General features: G+C 34.6%; 14 protein-coding genes. 3 read left to right on the top strand and 11 right to left on the bottom strand.

All coding sequences use genetic code 11. The features are described from left to right. The first annotated feature begins 54 nt into the window (after window positions 1-54). Together BLT84_RS14985 and BLT84_RS14980 are read left to right on the top strand one after the other, a co-directional pair. On the top strand, window positions 55-1,518 hold the full coding sequence (locus BLT84_RS14985) for a magnesium chelatase (RefSeq protein WP_091267438.1): 1,464 nt from the start codon (window positions 55-57) through the stop codon (window positions 1,516-1,518). Window positions 1,519-1,541: 23 nt separating this feature from the next. Continuing rightward, window positions 1,542-1,958: an ester cyclase gene (locus BLT84_RS14980; RefSeq protein ID WP_034888194.1), complete on the top strand. Its 417-nt coding sequence runs from the start codon at window positions 1,542-1,544 to the stop codon at window positions 1,956-1,958. Window positions 1,959-2,030: 72 nt separating this feature from the next. Here the strand turns inward: BLT84_RS14980 and BLT84_RS14975 are convergent, their stop codons facing one another. From BLT84_RS14975 to BLT84_RS14960, 4 genes are all read right to left on the bottom strand, one after another. Further along, the gene (locus tag BLT84_RS14975; protein WP_091267435.1) at window positions 2,031-3,518 is read right to left on the bottom strand and encodes a S10 family peptidase; all 1,488 of its coding nucleotides are present in this window, start codon (window positions 3,516-3,518) and stop codon (window positions 2,031-2,033) included. A 36-nt stretch (window positions 3,519-3,554) separates the two neighbouring features. After that, window positions 3,555-5,252 carry an ABC1 kinase family protein gene (locus tag BLT84_RS14970; protein WP_231929356.1) on the bottom strand — a complete coding sequence of 566 codons (1,698 nt, stop codon included), beginning with the start codon at window positions 5,250-5,252 and terminating at the stop codon, window positions 3,555-3,557. A 103-nt stretch (window positions 5,253-5,355) separates the two neighbouring features. Then, complete coding sequence (locus BLT84_RS14965) at window positions 5,356-7,356, bottom strand: cation:proton antiporter (RefSeq protein ID WP_091267429.1); 2,001 nt, start codon at window positions 7,354-7,356, stop codon at window positions 5,356-5,358. 172 nt (window positions 7,357-7,528) lie between these two features. After that, window positions 7,529-9,406 (bottom strand): peptidase M61, encoded by a 1,878-nt coding sequence (locus BLT84_RS14960; RefSeq protein ID WP_091267426.1) that lies wholly within the window; start codon window positions 9,404-9,406, stop codon window positions 7,529-7,531. A gap of 189 nt (window positions 9,407-9,595) precedes the next feature. On the opposite strand from BLT84_RS14960, the gene BLT84_RS14955 reads away from it, so the two are divergent. Beyond that, window positions 9,596-13,636, top strand: a complete 4,041-nt coding sequence (locus BLT84_RS14955; protein ID WP_231929351.1) for a T9SS type A sorting domain-containing protein — start codon at window positions 9,596-9,598, stop codon at window positions 13,634-13,636. Window positions 13,637-13,708: 72 nt separating this feature from the next. Here the strand turns inward: BLT84_RS14955 and BLT84_RS14950 are convergent, their stop codons facing one another. From BLT84_RS14950 to BLT84_RS14920, 7 genes are all read right to left on the bottom strand, one after another. Then, on the bottom strand, window positions 13,709-14,908 hold the full coding sequence (locus BLT84_RS14950) for a glutamate-5-semialdehyde dehydrogenase (protein ID WP_034888203.1): 1,200 nt from the start codon (window positions 14,906-14,908) through the stop codon (window positions 13,709-13,711). Between the two features lie 37 nt (window positions 14,909-14,945). Further along, window positions 14,946-15,716, bottom strand: coding sequence for a glutamate 5-kinase (gene proB / locus BLT84_RS14945; protein ID WP_034888205.1), 771 nt, complete (start codon window positions 15,714-15,716; stop codon window positions 14,946-14,948). A 47-nt stretch (window positions 15,717-15,763) separates the two neighbouring features. Further along, window positions 15,764-16,567 (bottom strand): pyrroline-5-carboxylate reductase, encoded by an 804-nt coding sequence (proC, locus tag BLT84_RS14940; protein ID WP_091267421.1) that lies wholly within the window; start codon window positions 16,565-16,567, stop codon window positions 15,764-15,766. Window positions 16,568-16,933: 366 nt separating this feature from the next. After that, window positions 16,934-17,359 carry a hypothetical protein gene (locus tag BLT84_RS14935; RefSeq protein WP_157717953.1) on the bottom strand — a complete coding sequence of 142 codons (426 nt, stop codon included), beginning with the start codon at window positions 17,357-17,359 and terminating at the stop codon, window positions 16,934-16,936. A 113-nt stretch (window positions 17,360-17,472) separates the two neighbouring features. Beyond that, window positions 17,473-17,916, bottom strand: coding sequence for a hypothetical protein (locus BLT84_RS14930; RefSeq protein WP_091267415.1), 444 nt, complete (start codon window positions 17,914-17,916; stop codon window positions 17,473-17,475). Window positions 17,917-17,942: 26 nt separating this feature from the next. Beyond that, window positions 17,943-18,365 (bottom strand): hypothetical protein, encoded by a 423-nt coding sequence (locus BLT84_RS14925; protein ID WP_091267412.1) that lies wholly within the window; start codon window positions 18,363-18,365, stop codon window positions 17,943-17,945. Window positions 18,366-18,447: 82 nt separating this feature from the next. After that, window positions 18,448-19,818 carry an MBL fold metallo-hydrolase RNA specificity domain-containing protein gene (locus BLT84_RS14920; protein ID WP_091267409.1) on the bottom strand — a complete coding sequence of 457 codons (1,371 nt, stop codon included), beginning with the start codon at window positions 19,816-19,818 and terminating at the stop codon, window positions 18,448-18,450. Window positions 19,819-19,823 lie beyond the last annotated feature (5 nt).

The raw sequence follows: 19,823 nt of genomic DNA, 5'->3' as shown, positions 1-19,823 counted from the left end.
GATTTAGAAATATAAGCTCGATTGTAAATAAAAAGTTTAAAAGAAGAATTGAATATGAAAGTAGATGATATAAAGAATTTTGGTGAACTCAAAAAATCCGGGTACCAGAGTAAAAGTATAAAAGAAGAATTAAGACAGAATTTAATTAAGAAGATCCAAAACGGAGAACCAGCTTTTGAAGGAATTTTTGGATACGAGCATACGGTAATTCCAGAGTTGGAGCGTGCCATTTTATCTAAGCACAACATCAATCTACTAGGTTTAAGAGGTCAGGCTAAGACGAGATTAGCCAGATTGATGGTTAAATTATTGGATGAATATATTCCGGTAGTGGAAGGTTCTGAGATCAATGATGATCCCTTTCACCCAATTTCTCGCTATGCTAAAGAAATGATTGAAGAAAAAGGAGATGCTACTCCAATTTCGTGGATGCACAGAGAGGAACGATTTTTTGAGAAACTTGCTACTCCAGATGTTACTGTAGCAGATATTATTGGTGATGTAGATCCAATAAAAGCTGCTAATTTAAAGCTTAGCTATGCAGATGATAGAGTTATTCATTTTGGTATGATACCTAGAGCTAACAGAAGTATTTTTGTTATTAATGAATTGCCAGATCTACAAGCTCGTATACAAGTAGCACTATTCAACATATTACAGGAAGGAGACATACAAATACGAGGTTTTAAACTTAGATTGCCCCTAGATATGCAATTTGTGTTTACTGCCAATCCAGAAGATTATACCAATAGAGGTAGTATTGTTACTCCACTTAAAGATAGGATTGGTTCCCAAATTCTCACTCACTATCCACACAATATAGAAATTGCTAAGGCTATAACTCAGCAAGAGGCTAAGTTAGATGCCCGCCAGACAGAAATGATATATGTTCCAGAACTTGCCAAAGATCTTTTAGAGCAAATTAGTTTTGAGGCTAGAGAGCATGAATTTATAGATGCAAGAAGCGGTATAAGTGCAAGATTAAGTATTTCTGCTTTTGAAAATCTTTTAAGCACTGCAGAACGAAGAGCAATAAAAAATGGAGAAGAAAAAACCCTACTAAGATTTGGAGATTTTCTTGGAGTAATACCGGCAATTACAGGAAAAGTAGAGCTTGTATATGAAGGAGAGCAGGAGGGAAGTGATTCTGTAGCTCAAGAATTAATTGGTGGTGCAGTAAAAACACTTTTTGTAAATTATTTTCCTAAAATAGAGAAACTAGAAAAGCCAGATGCAGAAAACCCTTACAACGATCTTGTAGAATGGTTTTTTGCTGAAAGCGGATTTGAATTACTAGATGAGCTTACAGATAAGCAATACAAAGAAAAGCTAGATTCTGTACCTCCATTAAATAAGCTTATAGAGAAATATCAACCAGAAGTTTCTGAAGAGGATAAATACTTTTTGAAGGAGTTTTTACTTTGGGGACTGGTGGAGTATAAGAAATTGAATAAATATAGATTCTCAGAAGGAATTCAGTTTAAAGATCTGTATGGAAGTTATATAAGCGGACTATAAAAATTAATTTTAAAAATATAATTATGAGTAAAGACAAAAATATTGCAGCACAAGAAAAATTTGCTGAAGCTATAAACACCGGGCAACTAGAAATGATTAGAGAAGTAGTTGCAGATAATGTGGTAGATCATGATCCTGCAGATATTCAGGGTCCAGGAGCTCAAGGTTTCATCGACTTTTTTACTATGATGAGATCTGCATTTCCAGATTTTCATGCTGAGGTTGCGCATATGGTTACAGATAAAGATAATGTATGCTTTGCATATACTGTTTCCGGAACACATAAGGGTGAGTTTATGGGGGTATCACCAACAGGTAAAACATTTAGCGTTCGTGGAATGCAAATTGGAAGATTTGAGAATGGTAAACTAATAGAACGTTGGGGAAGTACAGATGAACTTGGGATTTTAAAGCAAATTGGAGTTAAACCTGTAAGTTAATTAACAAACTTCATCATATATTATAAAAGCTCAGAGATATCTCTGAGCTTTTATATTTTTAGTCTTAATGGCTTAGCGTTTATATTTTGCTGAGCTTCCCTCTTTAGGTATGGAATTCTCTATAAAAGAGCGAATATCATTATTTGCAGATTTTAGATCTTCATTTCTAAGATACATCATATGTCCGCTTCTGTAGGCTTTAAAGCTTAACCTATCTTTCATTTTACCACTAGGGTCTAATTGCCACATACTGTATTTAGCATTAAAATAAGTACATGCACCATCATAATAGCCAGATTGGATCATCACATTTAAGTTTGGATTTTCTGCCATAGCTTGTCTTAGGTTTTCTCCTGTATTGTCATTATCCCTATCCCATGGGTAAACAGATCCAAACATATTATATTTTACATCTGTTTTAAAGTCAAGATCATTATTTAAATAATAATTTATAGCTGGTGTAAATGAATGTAACCATGAATTCAACTCTGAGTTATAATCTGGAGAATCTCCGGCAGCTTTTGCATCTATTCCTAAATATCTAGAATCTAGTCTTCCAATTGTATAACCACCTTCATCGCGTAAAAGTTCTTTCCAAAAATATTGAAAAGGAACAGCTAGATTGTTTTGAAGAATGGTCTTTTCAGAAATTCCAGAGTAGAAAGCTATTTTCGAAGCGATCTCTTTCTTTTCATTTTCCGGTAAAAATCCTCCATGTATCATTGCTGGCAGTAAGGTTTCTATGGTATATTTTTCCACCTCCGGTAATACCTCATCTAGATCTTTAGCTTGAAGTTCTTTTGGAAGCTTATTATGATACCATGCTGCTGCAGCAAAATATGGAAGTCTATTGGCAACTTCTACAGGACCATCTCGCTCTATCCCTATTTCTGTAGGAGAAACTAAAATTACTCCATTAAGATACATCCATTGAGCTTCTTGAAGTTCTAACGCTAATCCAGACACTCTATTGGTTCCATAACTTTCACCAATTAAATATTTAGGAGATAACCATCGATTCTTTCTTGAAACAAAAGTGTTTATCCATTCAGCTAGATATTTAATATCGGCATTTACACCAAAAAAATCCTTTTTATCAATATTGTCCATCTGGTTCTGCAAAAATCTAGAATAGCCTGTGTTTACTGGATTTACATAAACTATATCTGCAATATCAAGAATGGAATAGGGGTTTTCTTTTACCCCATAAGGTTGAATCGGAAAACCTTCATCATCTATTTTTAAAATTCTAGGGCCTGTATATGCTAAGTGCATCCATACCGAAGCAGAACCTGGCCCACCATTAAAGGAAATTACTAAAGGTCTGTTCTCTAGATTTTTAACATTATCCTTTTTATAATAAGTATAAAATAAACCAGCAACAGCTTTTCCGGCTTTGTTCCATACCGGTTGCATTCCTGCTTGAGTGGTGTACGCTATATTCTTACCATTAATATTTACAGAATGCTTAGAAACAACCATAGTATCTACAGGCAATTCCTTTTGAGCAAAGCTAATGGTAGTAAAAAATGTAAAAAATAGGAGATAATAAAATTTCATAAACGTGTAATTTATTTAAATATTAATGGAGGAGTATTATTTTTTCTTGTGCTTGTATCCTTCATCCTTGAAGATAATAATATAACTTAATGCAATTCCACCCATAGCAGCAATTAGAAAGAAAATTATAGCGAGCCCAGGATAACCTAAGAGCGTAAAATTGGTAGGTACTTTCATCATCATAGCAGCACCAACTATCATTGCAGCTATTATAAGGCCTAATGTAATTCTATTTGCTACTTTTTGAAAACCATCTGTAAACCTGCTTTCATCAATAGCATCAATCTTCATTCTAAATTCATTATTTGCCAGATTATGAGATATTTTATTTAATCGCTCCGGCAGGTTTTCAGATAACTTTTTTGACTCTAATAAGATAGAGAACATATTTTCCGGTTTCAATTCGTCATACATTTTATCTCTCATTATCTTATGGACATGAGTTTGTATGGCTTTCCGAAGGTCAAATTCTGGATCTAGAACAGCTATGATCTGATCCATGTTTAAAAGGATCTTTCCTAGAATATTTACTTCCACAGAAATATGAATTCCATTATCTGCAGCAATTCTATTCATCTGAATAAGCATTTTTCCGGTTTGCATATCCTTGGCCATCTGGTTTTGTCCGTCTGCCACTAAATGATTGATCACTTTTTTGAAGGTCTTAACATTAGAATCTTCATTTATCTCACTCATATTAAGAAGAACATCTGCCGTCGCTTCTCCATCATCATGGCTTAATGCTATTAGCAATTGTAAGATCTTTTGTTGAATATTAGGAGTGAACTTAGCAACCATTCCCAGATCTATAAGGGCTATAGTATCTTGTTTTGTGATATGAATATTTCCCGGGTGTGGATCTGCATGTACAAAACCATCTGTAATGATCTGCTGTAAATAAGCCGCAACCAATTGATCTAACATAGGTGAAAGATCATTTTCTAATCTGTATAATGGTGAAATGCTGGTTATCTTTTTACCCTCAATAAATTCCATGGTAAGTACACGGGAAGAAGAATAATCTAATACAGGCTGGGGAACAGTGAGCAAGCTAAAATTTTTCAGATTTCTGCCTAAGCTTATCAAATTTTGAGCTTCTCTGTTATAATCTAATTCTTGTAATAATATATGTCTTAACTCTTCTAAAACTTCATCAAAAGCATATTTTTTACCGGTGGTGGTATGCTTTACTGCAAAAGCAGCTATTTCTTTTAGCGTATCTAGATCATCCAGAAACATCTTTCTAATTCCCGGTCGCTGAATTTTTACGGCTACGGGTTTTCCAGATTTTAAAGTTGCTTTATGTACCTGCCCTATGGAGGCGCTAGCAATAGGTTTTTCCTCAAACGTATTGAAGGCTTTAGAAATTCTACTTCCAATTTCTTCTTCTACCAATTTGTGAACTTCAGAGAAAAGAATTGGAGGTACATTGTCTTGTAAAGTGGCTAATGCTTTGAGATAAGCATCTGGCAGCAAATCTGGTCTTGTAGATAGTAACTGCCCTAATTTGATATAGGTTGGCCCCATATTTTTCAGGTCTTCTACTAATTCTTCTGGAGACTGATCAAATTTTTCGATCACCTTTTCATCTCCTTGAGTTTCCTGTAATGCAGAATTTGCTGTATGGTTTAAAAGATCGCTATTCCAATATTTTAGCATAAAGCCAATAAACTTTTGATAGCGTACAAGATCGTCTGGAAGTATAGACATGATATCTAATTTGGTTTGTTTCAAAAATAAATATATCTATTTTAACCTATACCATTTAGATAAATAGGCAACTAATATCAACAGATAGTATATTATAAGTTCTAGATGAATATCACGAAAAATCTTTTTACAGAGATAATATCTTATTAAGATTATTAATATTATTAGGGGCTCCAAAGATATAGAGCAGATCTCCCTGTTCTATCTTGGTATCTGGAGAAATCTCTGTTAAATAGTGTTTATCTCTTTTAATGGCAAGTACAGTTACACCGTAATCTCGTCCTATTCCGGCACCTTCAATGGTTTTGCCAACTACAGAGTTGGTTCCTTGTTGTACACTTAGGGTTACGATTTCTTTATTCGGAATATTTAAATGCTTATAGGATGGGGAGTGCGGGCCTTCCTTTATGCTAGTCAGCATTTCATAGTCTGATGATCTAACCTGATTGATGAAATTTTGGATCTCATCAAAAGGAATAAGATATTTTCTAAGCACCCTACTAAAGATTTCTATAGAAGTTTCAAACTCTTCCGGTATTACCTCATCTGCTCCAAGCCTAATATTATCTTCTATCTCTCTAACGTATCTAGTTCTCACAATGATACACGCAGTTTGAGTAAAAGCTCTTACGGCCTGAATGATCTTCTTTGTGGCCGCGGGGTCTGAGATGGCAATTACCACCACCCTAGCTTCCTGCACATTTAAATGTTTTAAAATTACCGGGTTGGTTGCATCACCAAAAGTAATAGGCTCCTCTTTTTTCTTAGCTTCCTGAAATGCTTCCGGTTCCAGGTCTACAATTGTGTATGGAATATTAGTATTTCGGGCGGCTTTAGAAATATTCTTACCATTAATACCATAACCAATTATTACTAAATGATCTTTTAATGCTTCCTTTTGAACTTCTTCTTTTGGAGCGTTCTTTCTTAGATGATTCAATCTGTGTTTTACGGCTGTAGGGATGGGAATTCGAACCAAATAATATGTAAGTTGATTTGCATAGTTCATTATAAATGGGGTAAGTCCCATTGTAATAATAGAGATGGCTAAGAAATATTGATATAAATTTTCTCCTAACAATCCATTCTTTAAGCCTTCTGTAGATAATAAAAGAGAGAATTCTCCTACCTGAAAGATGGAAAATACCACCATAAAAACGGTTCTTGGAGGATATTTTAACAATATCACTGTAAAAGCTATAATGAGCATTTTCAACAAGATCACCCCTACAATCAATAATAAGATCCAGTGAATGTGGCTGAAAAAGAATTTTAAGTTCAATAAAGACCCAACAGAAATGAAGAAGAAACTTATAAATATTTCTCTAAATGGCAGCACGTTCGCTGTGGCCTGATGGCTATAATCGGATTCTGAAATAATAAGTCCCGCAAAGAAAGCGCCTAATGCTAAAGATAATCCTACAGAAGATGTTAACCATGCTATAGCGAAGCAAAATACGATTGTAGTTAGAATGAAAAGTTCTCTATTTTTGGTTTTCACTACCATTTTAAATACTCTAGGCACCACATAAATAGCCAAAAGATAGATCACGATACCTACTCCTAAGATCTTTAGTAATAAGATGCCTATGGTGAGCCAAATATTCTCTGCTTTTCCTGCTAATAATGGAGTTAAAAGCATCATGGGTACTACAATAATATCTTGGAATATTAATATGGCCACTGTAATTCTCCCGTGAGGAGAGGTAACTTCTCCTCTTTCTTGAAACAATTTTAGAACTATGGCGGTACTACTTAAAGAGAATAAGAACCCAAGAAATATCCCGCTATTAATATCTATTCCGAAGAAATAAGCAATAGCTGCGGTTATTAAAATAGTTCCCCCAACCTGAACACCACCACCCAATAAGATCATCTTCTTCATAGAAGCCAGCCCTTTTAAAGAGAGTTCTATTCCGATAATGAATAATAGAAAAATGATCCCAATTTCTGAGAGTAATTCTACCTCATGTCTGGAACTAATAAGGTTAAAAGCATGTGGCCCGGCGATAATTCCGGCTAACAAGAATCCGAGTAAAGAGGGCACCTTTAATTTTTGAAATACCAAGATGATAAAAATAGACAGCCCTAGTATTACTACGATGTCTTTTAAAATAGGTATTTCCATAGGTAGTTACTTGTTAGAATCTCTAAATGTAAAGCCTCAATTTACAAATAGGAAATTAATTTTAAAATTATTTAAATGATCTTGTCTAAGAACCTGAGAGTCTTAGCCTGAGGATTAAAAATAAAAAAGGCGACAATGTACTAATTGTCGCCTTTTGTTCTCAATATAGAATTTATCCTTTTAACCAAGCTTTTCTAAGCATTACTGCTTTGCTATCTGCAGGAAGCTCTTTTGCGCCTAAAGTTACCTTCATATCTTTAGGAGTAAATATCTTTCCTTGAAATGAAATTTCTTTTCCATCTCTTTCTACAACCATGGTAAAGTTTTCTCCTTCTTTCCAATTCTGTGATGCCATAACAAGATCATAAGCATTTTGAATATTATAAGATGCTCCGTTAACGGTCTTGATCACATCTCCATTTTCAACTCCTAATTCTTTAAAAAATGAATTCAATTTAATTCCCTTTCTAAAGAAAAGACTCATGTTTTCTGGATTTCCATCTATATAAGGTACTCTACCATTTATAAAGAACGAGGTTTCGATTTCCTGTTCTGAAAATTCTAAACCTACAATTTCTAAAAATTCCTCGTATGGGATTGGAGTGGTTCCCTTAACGTATGTATCAAAGAAATCCTGAATCTCCGGATAGGTAAGTGATACAATTGTTGGAATTAGCTCTTCATCTTTAAATGGAGTATCTTTACCATATTTCTGGCTAAGCTTACTCATAAGATCTAAGATACCAGTTTTACCATCACTCAATTCGCGTAATTTAATATCTAAGGACATTCCAATTAGCGCACCTTTTTGATAAACATTGTAATAGTCATTTTTATAAGGCTCTTCTAATATATTACGACTCATTACTGTAAAAGGAATGGTGTCATTAAAGTTTTTTGAACTTTCGATCTTTTCTGAAATTCTTCCATAAAATTCATCATTGCCGATAAGATCTTGATTGATCTGAAATAGATTTGCGAAATATTCTGTTACGCCCTCATACATCCATAAATGCTCAGACATCTTAGGGTCATTATAATCGAAATAGTGAATTTCATTTGAATGCACACTTAATGGAGTAAGTATATGAAAGAACTCGTGAGAAACAACATCTGTCATAGATTGATTCAACTTATCTAAAGGCATAGTTTCGGGTAAAACTACTACTGTAGAGGTGTGGTGTTCTAAAGCACCATATCCTTTAGCATCTAATAGATTAGGGTCTGCTAAATAAAGAATAATAGCATAATTAGCAGTTTTATCTATATCTCCTAAAAAGTTTTTTTGAGCTGTAACCATTTTCTCAATTTCTGGCTTTATCTCTTTGGCACTATGAACACCATTTGGAGAATATACATCTAGAAGAACTCTCATCCCTTTTATATTTATGTAGGCAGTATCTGGTTTTGCATACATAATAGGTTGATCTGTAATTTCAAAATACCTTGAAGCCTTAAAGAGATCTACCATAGTTTTAGGCGATACTTTATCTGGTGAAGAGTTTGCCGCCATTAAAGATGTACCCGGAGTAAGTCCCTCTGGTCTTTTAATTAGTAACTCATAAGGTTGTTCTGTAAGATTCTTGAAGTATCCCACAAACCCATGAAGGTTCAGCATAAAATTCTTATCCTTATCTATATTAGTTCCAGAAGGGGAGAAAACTCCTTTTTCACCTTCCATATCAAAAGAATCATTTACGTAATAGGTGACCTTGTCTAATTGGGTTGCATTATCTATTAACCATGAATTTACGTCTGTTTTAGCAACTAATAGCTCATTCCCTAAATAGTCATATGCTTTTAGGTTTTCAATAAACTCACCATAATTATCTATACTATAAGTACCAGGAACAGTTTTAGGAATATAGAATGTGGTTTGATCTTCTGTGAACTTTCCAGGATCTACCGTCACTTTTACCTGATCATCTACAACATTTACAAGATCCATTTTCACCACTACAGGTTGAGGGGTAATGGTTGATAGTTTTTGAGAGGTTTTACATCCAAACATTACAGAAAGTAATGATAGAGAGTATATTATTTTTTTCATTAAGACAAAATTTGTTGTTTTTAAATAAGACTAAGTTATACACCAAATGTTACACCAATTTTGGTTTTAAACCATTGTTATTGCTATAAAAATTGAAAATAAAATCAAGGAGTTAACCTTCTGTTAATAAAAACTTAAAGTAGGTTTTAATAAAAAATCCTTTATTGTAGCACCAAAATAAAAATGATTATGAAACAAAAATTACAATTTTTGGGACTGCTAATAGTCTCATTTTTAATGACTGGGAACCTTATCGCGCAGTCGGTCTTCGTTAATGAATTGCATTACGATAACCTAGGTGGAGATATAGAAGAAGGTATAGAGATTGCCGGGCCAGCAGGTACAAATCTAGATGGATGGAGCATTGTAGAGTACAATGGAAATGGGGGAGTAGTTTCAGGAACTACCAATTTATCTGGAATTATACCAGATCTTCAAGGAGGCTTTGGAACCATATTTTTCCCAATTTCAGGATTGCAAAATGGATCTCCAGATGGATTTGCTTTAGTGAATAATTTAGAAGTAGTGCAATTCTTAAGTTATGAAGGTGTACTTACTGCCACAGCAGGTGTAGCTAGCGGACTTGAGAGTACAGATATTGGTGTAAAAGAAGACCCTGCTCCAGAAGCTGGTTTTTCATTACAACTTTCCGGACGCGGACAAGAGTATCAAAATTTTACATGGCAACCTGCTGCATCCAATACTTACAATGCCGTTAATACCGGTCAGGATTTTGGGGGAGAAGTAGTACCACCAACTATTGTAATTAATGAAGTAGATGCAGATACAGAAGGGACAGATGTTCTGGAGTTTATAGAATTATATGATGGAGGTGCTGGTAACAGTTCTTTGGATGGGAAAGTATTGGTATTTTATAACGGATCTAATGATCTAAGCTATAATGCCATCGATCTTTCTAGTTATAGCACAGATGCAAATGGATATTTCGTTCTAGGAAATGCAGATGTGGAAAACGTAAGCTTACAATTTAATAGCAACGGACTTCAAAACGGAGCAGATGCAGTAGCACTTTTTGAAGGATCTGCAGCAGATTTTCCAAATGGAACCGCAATTAGTACAGATAATTTACTAGACGCACTAGTCTATGATACTAATGATGCAGATGATGCAGGATTGTTAGTATTATTAAATGAAGGACAGTCTCAAATTAATGAAGATGGGAATGGAAATAAAGATGCGCATTCTTCTCAAAGATTTCCAAATGGTTCTGGTGGAGTAAGAAACACTGATACCTATACGCAGGCACTTCCAACGCCAGGAAAACCGAACACTAATATTTTAGAGCCGGTTTCTTTGGTGATAAACGAGCTAGATGCAGATACTCCAGGATCAGACACTCAGGAATTTTTAGAACTATACGATGGAGGAAAAGGGAATACTCCTTTAGACGGATTTATCGTTGTTCTTTATAATGGTAATAATGATCTAAGTTATAATACAATAGATCTTGCAGGGCAACTTACCAATGCAGAGGGGTATTTTGTTATGGGTAATGCAGATGTTGCCAACGTGAATATGGTAGTTGCAAATAATACCTTTCAGAATGGTGCAGATGCCGTTGCAGTTTATCAAACTTCAGCTACCAATTTTCCGAATGGTTCTGCAATTAGCACAGATAATTTAGTAGACGCTTTGGTATATGGTACCGATGATCCTCAGGATGAAGAACTTATTGTACTTTTAAATGAAGGACAATTACAGGCAGATGAAAATGCAGCTGGGAATCAAGGAATACATTCCTTACAAAGAATCCCGAATGGGGAAGGTGGAGTAAAAAATACAGCTAATTATGTAGCTACAGACCCTACACCGGGCACAGAGAACGGAGCTTTAGCTCCACAAACAGAATTGATCACAATCTTAGAAGCTAGAAATGCTCTAGATGGAACCACCGTTACTATTACAGGAACCCTTACAGTAAGCGATCAATTTAGAGGTTCTGCATACTTACAAGATGTTACTGGTGGTGTTGCAATTTTTGATGGTATGGTTCACGGAGATGGAACTTTTAATATTGGAGATAAAATTACCGTTACAGGAACAAAAAGCAGTTACAACGGGCAGATCCAAATTAGTCCTGTAGCGCGCGTAGATTTTGAGGGAGTTGCAGATGCACCTATAATACCTTTAGATATTACCGTAGCAGAACTTAGTCAGCACCCCGGAGAATTGGTACGTATTTCAGATGTAACATTTTCTGGATCAGGTAGTTTGATCTTTGGTAATGAGAACTATGTAGTTACTGATGATTCTGGTAATGGAGAATTAAGACTAGATGCAGACGTAAGTGGTTTGATAGGAAAGCAAATGCCAGCATCATGTTCCGAAGTTATTGGAGTAGTGGGTAGATATAATCAGATTTTCCAATTATTACCAAGATTGTCTACAGACCTTCCATGTGCAGATGTTTATGACAATACTGGATCTGATTCTGATATTTCAAGAGATCTTACTTTTGATGTTGTAGCATGGAACATAGAGTGGTTTGGTGACGAAGGAAATTCTCCTGCCAAGGGTTCTCCAGACTCAGACGCTGTTCAAAAGGAACGCGTAAAAGCGATTCTCTTAGATCTTGAAGCAGATGTTATTGGTGTTGAAGAGATCTCAGACGATGTTCTTTTTGGAGAAATGGTTTCTGAAATGGAAGGATATGATTATGTATTATCTAATGCAACCTCTTATCCAGATTCACCAGGCGGTCAAAAAGTTGGATTTATCTATAGAACAGATGTAGTTTCGGTAAAATCTACAAGAGCAATGTTCACGTCGGTACATCCATTTTATGATGGTGATGGATCTCTTTTAGCAGATTATCCAGAAACTCCAGATAGATTTTACGCAAGTGGGAGATTGCCATTTATGATGGAAGCAGATGTTACTTTAAATGGGCAAACTAAAACCATCAATTTTGTTGAATTACATGCAAGAGCAAATGGAAGTACCAACTCACAGTCTAGATATGATATGAGAAAGTATGATGTGGAAGTATTGAAAGATTCATTAGATACTTACTATTCAGATAAGAATATTATTATTTTAGGAGATTATAACGATGATGTAGATGTTACCGTTGCAGATAATGTAAATACTACAGTAACCACTTATAACGCTTTTGTTCAGGATACTCAGAACTACGATATCTTAACAGCTGTTCTTAGTGCTCAAGGTTTTAGATCTTATGCTTTTAGAGAGAATATGATAGATCATATAGCTGTCTCTAATGAGCTTACAAATAATTATGTGGATGGAAGTGCACGGGTACATTACGAATATTTTAATAGTGATTTTACTACTACAGCATCAGACCATTTTCCTGTCTCTGTAAGAATGATTCTAAAAAGTGTTCAGGTTGCATCTATAGAAGCATCAAATGTTACTTGTAATGGAACCGCCACAGGTTCTGCAACTGTAAATGTAGAAGGTGGAGTTGCTCCTTATACCTATGTTTGGAGTGATGGGCAAACAACCCAAACAGCTACCAGTTTAGTAGCGGGAACGTATACGGTTGTGATTACAGATGCATTATCAAATTCTGTTAATGCTGAAGTAGTAGTTGAAGAAGGACCAGCTTTAGAATTGGAAATGACTAAAGATGTAGTAGTATATTCTGGATATGATACCACATGTACTAGCATTGAAGCAGTTTCTGTTACTGGTGGGAGAGGTGAATATACGTATCTATGGAATACAGGAGATACTTCAAAAACCATAACTGTTTGTCCATCTGAAACTACTACATATTCTCTAGAAGTTACAGATGTATCGGGATGTTCTGTTACTGGTGAAGTTACTGTTACGGTAGAAGATATAACTTGTGGAAACAATAAATGGAATCAAAAAGTTCAGGTTTGTTATAAAGGAAAAGCTTTCTGTGTCTCAAAAAATGCAGTACCTGCATTCTTAAGAAATGGTGGTAAATTAGGATCATGCTCAGACAACCAGCTAGAGGTAGTGGTGGAGAAAGTGGTTGCATCACCAAACCCAACTAGAGGCCAAAGTACTATTAGAATTACTGCTAGTATAGAAGCACAAGCCACTTTATATTTATATGACTTTAGAGGAAATGTAGTTATGCAAGATGCGGTAAAAATTAAAAAAGGAACTATAGATACCAATATCAATCTAAGTAGATATCGTACAGGAATATACTTTGTGAGAATTAAAGGTGAGAACTTTGAAAGTGAAGTTTTAAAGATCCTGAAATACTAATTTTAAACTAAAAACAACAAAAAAAAGAGGCGCCAATTAGCGCCTCTTTTTATATTATATAACGTTAGTTGGTTATTCTCTAATATGTCCATTTCCCAGAACATAATATTTATTGGTTACCAATTGTTTTAGACCTAGCGGCCCCCTGTGGTGTAGCTTATCTGTACTAATGGCTAGTTCTGCTCCTACTCCCATTTGACCTCCATCTGTAAATCTTGTAGAGGCATTTTGATATACAGCAGCACTGTCTACCTGTTCCATAAATTCTACTGCTTCCTCATTATCTTTAGTAATGATAACTGCAGAGTGTCCACCAGAATATTTGTTGATCTTATCTATGGCACTGTTAAGTCCATCTATACTTCCTAAGACGATCTTCATAGCTAGAAATTCTTCATACCATGTATCGTCCCCAGGAATTTTATCTTCTTCAGTTAATATATCAGATACAGCATCATCTGCCAAAATATGCACCTGATGATCATTCAACATTTTCTGAAGTTCTTTCAGTTTATTTTCATAATCATCAATATTCACATCAATAAGAACTTTATCCAAAGCATTACATCCGGAGATCTTATCTGTTTTAGCATTTAGGATCACTTTTTTAGCAACTTCAAAATCAGCATCCTTAGAAACATATAAGAAGTTATTTCCTCTTCCACTTACCAATACAGCCCCTGTAGCATGTTCTTTAACAAAACCTATTAAACGTTCTCCACCTCTAGGTACAATTAGATCTAATTGTTCGGGTGGATTTTTAAGAAACTCCTGAGTTTGAGCTCGATCTAGATGAAGTAATTTTATCCAATCTTTGCTGAGGTTATTTTCTTCTAAAGCTTCATGCCAGCATTGCTCCAAGATCTCGTTGCTCTTTATTGCTTCTTTACCACCTTTAAGAAAGATCTTATTATTTGCTTTAAAAGCAAGCACAGCGGCCTCTATAGTAACATCTGGTCTGGATTCATAAATAATCATGATATTTCCAAAAGGTGCTGTTTTATTAGTGATATCCAACCCGGTATCTAGTTTACGATGTTCTATTACCTGCCCTACAGGATCTTCCTGCTCCATCACTTCTTTCACAGATTGTATCATTCCATCAACTTTTTTATCGTTAACTATCAACCTGTCGTACATGGCACCTTCGTTTTCTCCGAAGGCTTCAAGATCTTCTTTGTTTGCTTTAATTATATCTTCGCGTTTTGTATCTAAAATTCTCATCATAGATCTTAAAACGTTATTCTTAGTCTCTGTGTTTATCAACTTCATTCTAAAATTTTTATAAATTTTTCACTTTCTATTTTTCTTACTTCGTGAACTTTGTTCCTACTTTCTTCCCATTCACTATATCGAGAATTACATTCTTTCTCTTACCATTTGCTATAAAGGTTGGGATATTCTTCGCGGCAGTATCTTTGGCGATCTTAATTTTAGATTCCATACCTCCACGGCCTTCACCTTCACCTTTATCTGATGCCTGAACGTATTTCTCTACATTCTCATCTACCTGTACGTTATTAAGTTTTTCTGAATCTGCATGGTCAGGATGTCCTGTATAAAGGCCATCAGTGTCACTCAAAATTATTAACGCATCTGCTCCAATAAGTTCTGCTACCAAACTAGCCAATTCATCATTATCTGAGAACATAGACATCGTTACAGAAACTGCATCATCTTCATTTGCAATAGGTATAATCCCTTCAGATAATAGTGCTTCATAGCAATTGATCATATTTTCTCTGTGAACTCCAGGAGAAAAATCTCTCTTAGTAGCTAACACTTGAGCGCATCTCATTCCAAAATCGTGGAATATGCTATAATAATGTCTCATCATTCTAGGTTGCCCTACAGAAGAATACACCTGTCTACGTTGTGATGGATCTTTGATACTTATTTCACCTAAAATTTCTTTACCAGCTATTGCAGATCCTGATGAAACTAAAACCACTAAAATATCTTCTTCATATAAAGTTGCAATTTGCTCTACCAGATTTTTTAATACCGGACCTAATATTCTATGGTCCTTATTGGTCATTACATTGGTACCAACTTTTACAACAATTCTTTTCTTATCCATTATATTCATTTTTCAGATCTAATCTGATTGTATTACTAAACTTACTATTACTCTTTACCTAACTCTACCGCTCTATCGAAAGCTGCATATGCGGCATCTTTAATTAATTCTTTTACATTGTTATCTTCCATAGAATCTAGAGCAGCTCGAGTGGTTCCTCCTTTTGATGCTACACGTTCCATCCAAGTGTTTGGAGAAAGATCAGACTTATTAAATAGCTCTACTGCACCTTCAAAAGTCTGGCTTACCAAAACTTTAGAGTCATTTTTAGAGAATCCCATTTTTAAGGCAGCTTCTAACATAGATTGCATAAAGTAAAATACATATGCAGGACCACTTCCGGATATTCCTGTAGAGGCATCAATAAAATTCTCTGTTCCTACGTGAATAGATTCTCCAGTGGTATCTAAAAGGTTTCTTACCATTAGAAGTTCTATCCTCGATACTTTCTTAGCAGCGGTATAAGAGGTAACTCCTTTTCCTACCTGCGCAGGTAGATTAGGCATTGCTCTAACCACTTTCTCTAGACCAAGTCCATCTTGTATAGTCTTTAGTGTTACACCAGCCATAATAGATACAACTATTTGGTCTGAATGAACTAAAGGTTTGATTTCTTTAAATAATTCTTCACAGTGATATGGCTTTACTGCCAGAAACACCACGTCTGCTTTTGGTAAGCAGGCTTCAATGTCATCATAAACATCAAAATGATCTAATTTGTTAAGTGATACTAATAGCTCAGGAGATTTATCGAATATCATTAAGTTATGCCTGTTCAACAAACTAGATTTTGACATACCTTCTGCATAGGTCAGCCCCATATTTCCTGCTCCAATTACTAATACTTTCATTCTTTATTTTTTGGTTTATTAAAACTTAAATCGGTTTATACCAATCTATCATACCCTCTATAGTGTGCAAAGACTGTGCAAGCCGTTAAACAATAGCCAAAATGCACTAAATTGATTAAAATGCGATTAAATCTCACGGAAAAAGCTAGAAAATGCAGCAATTAAGAAGTTGGGGAAAAATAATTAAAATGTGAATTAAAGATATCCTTCGTAGGGTTTACTATGAGTACGCTAAGCGGATATTAAAACATCTATATAATTTTGATAATGTTAAAAGATAGAGAAGCCTAATTTTACCTGTACACCCCTAAAAATAGACGGTATGGCGTACTACTGCAAATTTGGCAGTACTTTTTGGAAAAGATGTTAAATAGTAAGTTTTCGAAAATTAGGACTGGTGTAGTCATAGATTTCGAGTTTTAGATCTCTAAATTTTTTGAGAAAATTTCGTACTCGTTCTCTAAGTTTTTTATGCTCTTCTTCATAGAACATATCGCAACTTATGTCTTCACACTCTCTCATGCCATTCAAATCATTCTTATGATTGTTAATGCTGTAATGCAGGTCTATTTTTTCGGCTTTAAATTCTTCGAGATCCTTTAACCGGATTTTTATAGTATCAAAGAAACTAGCCTCGTAATTTTCAAATACATCAGAAGATAATAATTTCTTTAAAAAGATGATATCGTCTGTACTTTGTTGAATTAATTTATCCCAATCTAAAGCGTGTTGTTGTAGCTGTTCAAGATTATTATCGCTATTGGCATCTGAGTTATAGATAGTATTTTTCATAACTTCCATAGTTTTATATCCTATTAAATTTACAACCTAAAGCTTAATTTAGAAAGCAATCTTATATTTTTAACTCAAGCACATAGAGCGTTTAATCTATTATATGAATACAATTATTGCAGCAATCTTTTTTGTTTTTGATGTTTCAAAGCTTCAGATACCGTTTTAAAAATCTCTTTTTTTAATCGATTGTAGTTTCTTGAAAATTTGAAGAACTCTGTCAATAAATTTCTATGTGCTTCTTTGTACTGTGTTTCTTTTTTAATATTGTCTTTTCCGTCTAACATAACCTCAAGTCCGTTAATGTGATCCTGAATATCTTTATGTAGGTTGGAAGCGGTAGATGATGTAGTAGATAGCTTTTTAATTAGATCTGTAACCTTCTCTGTAAGATGAAATTCTATAATAGGCAAAGTATATTCTTTTAACATATCTTCAAAAAATGAATGTTCATCATTAATAAAGTTCAATTCTGAAATCCATTCTAAAGAAGAAAAGTGCATTTCTTCAGGAGTTTTCCATTCTAGATATCTAAAATTGTTTACTTCGTTTTTCATAGCTATAGATTTAAAGTTTTAAAACATTAATTGCCTTCCTTTTGGATAAGCTTATCTCCTGTATAATTAAAAATATCTAATTTGATATTGTTATAATTTTTGATGAATTCTAAAAGTTGTGGTTCAATCTTTTGATGTTCTAGAAGTATAAAGTTTTCTAAGGTTGTGTTGTCTACCTCTGTCCAGTCTTGTATAACTGTAAAATGCTTGTTGGCAAGAGCAGAAATAATTTCTACTTGTTGCTTTAGTTTTTTTAGATGTGCCTGATATCTAATAAACTCTGTTAGCAATTCTGGAGTGATATAAAAAATTGGAGAAGCTATGTACATCTCTAGAAAAGAAATCTCCTTTTTAGTAGCAGATAAAGTTTCTTGCCACACACTTACTAATATGAGTAATTGTTTGCGACTTCGTTTAAAATGAGAATATGGAGCGCTTAAAATTGTCATGTAATTTATTTTAATGTTCTTCCAAGGTACCACTTTACTTTTCCTTACTTACTGATAAATATCAGTACTTCGAGTTTCCTTTTTAGACAGATAATTCAACAACTTCATATAGATGGGGAATGTACACTTTCCATTGTAGCGTATCCTTTATTTTAAGCCTTAAAGCGTCTAAGGCAATGCGTTCTCCATGAATCAAAAAGGTTCTTTCAGGAATATTCTTGATATCACTTACCCAATCTAATATCTCCGCCTGATCTGCATGAGCAGACAAACTCTCTATATTTTCAATCTTTGCATTTACTTCATAATATTTCCCATAGATCTTTATCTCTTTCCCACCTTCTTTTAAAGTTCTTCCTCTAGTTCCTTCAGCTTGGTATCCCACTAAGACCACAATGGTTTCCGGTTTAGAGATAAGGTATTTTAAATAAGTGAGCACTCTACCGCCCGAGACCATACCACTCCCTGCAATTATAATCTTTGAGCGAGTATCATCCACGGTTTTCCAAGTATCCTTATAGGAGGTAATAATGTTAAAATGCTGCTTCATGTGCTCTAATTCTTCTAAAGAGATTTTGTGCCATGAAGTGTATTGTTCAAATACGCAAAAAACCTTGTTGGCCATAGGGCTATCAATACATATGGGAATATTAGGAATTTTATTTTGCTCAAAAAGTTTCCATAGAATATACATAAGGGTTTGTAATCTTTCTACTGCAAAACTAGGGACGATAAGGTTCCCTTTATTTACTAGAACTTCTTTTATACATTGTATTAATTTAGCCTCCACATCTTCTTCAGCATGAAGTCTATTTCCATAAGTACTCTCTAAAAATAAAAAGTCTGCCCAGTCTGGTTTCTCTGGAGCCTCTAATAATCTATCTTTTACTCTACCTATATCTCCGGAGAATAGGAATACCTTCTCGCTAATTTTTAGTTCTATAAAAGTAGCTCCCAAAATATGGCCGTTCTTTTTAAATCGAACTTTGATCTGGCTATTTAGTACCATCCATGTTTCCATATTAGCTTGCTGAAATAATTTAATGGTAGCTTCTGCATCTTTTATGGTATAGAAAGGCTTAGCAGGATCGTGAATACTCGTTCCATTTTCATTAGCTCTTGCTGCATCTTCCTCTTGTATCTTTGCACTGTCTCTAAGAATGATGGAGGCAATTTCTAACGTTGGTGCAGAGCCAATTATAGCCCCTGTAAAGCCTTGTTGCCATAGTTTAGGTAAATATCCGGTATGATCTAGATGGCCATGGGTGAGTAATATGAGATCTATTTTTTCTGGAGGGAAAGGAAATTTTTCCCAATTTAATAACCTAAGCTCTTTCAACCCCTGAAACATACCGCAGTCTATAAGAATGTTTAACTCTGGAGTTTCCAAAAGATATTTAGAACCGGTGACAGTTTGGGAGGCACCTAGAAAATGAACTTTTACAGCATCCATACATT

The organism is Gillisia sp. Hel1_33_143 (assembly GCF_900104765.1).
Lineage (GTDB): Bacteria > Bacteroidota > Bacteroidia > Flavobacteriales > Flavobacteriaceae > Gillisia.
Note: the sequence above shows the minus strand (reverse complement) of the source record. Positions and strands in the feature narration are given on the sequence as shown.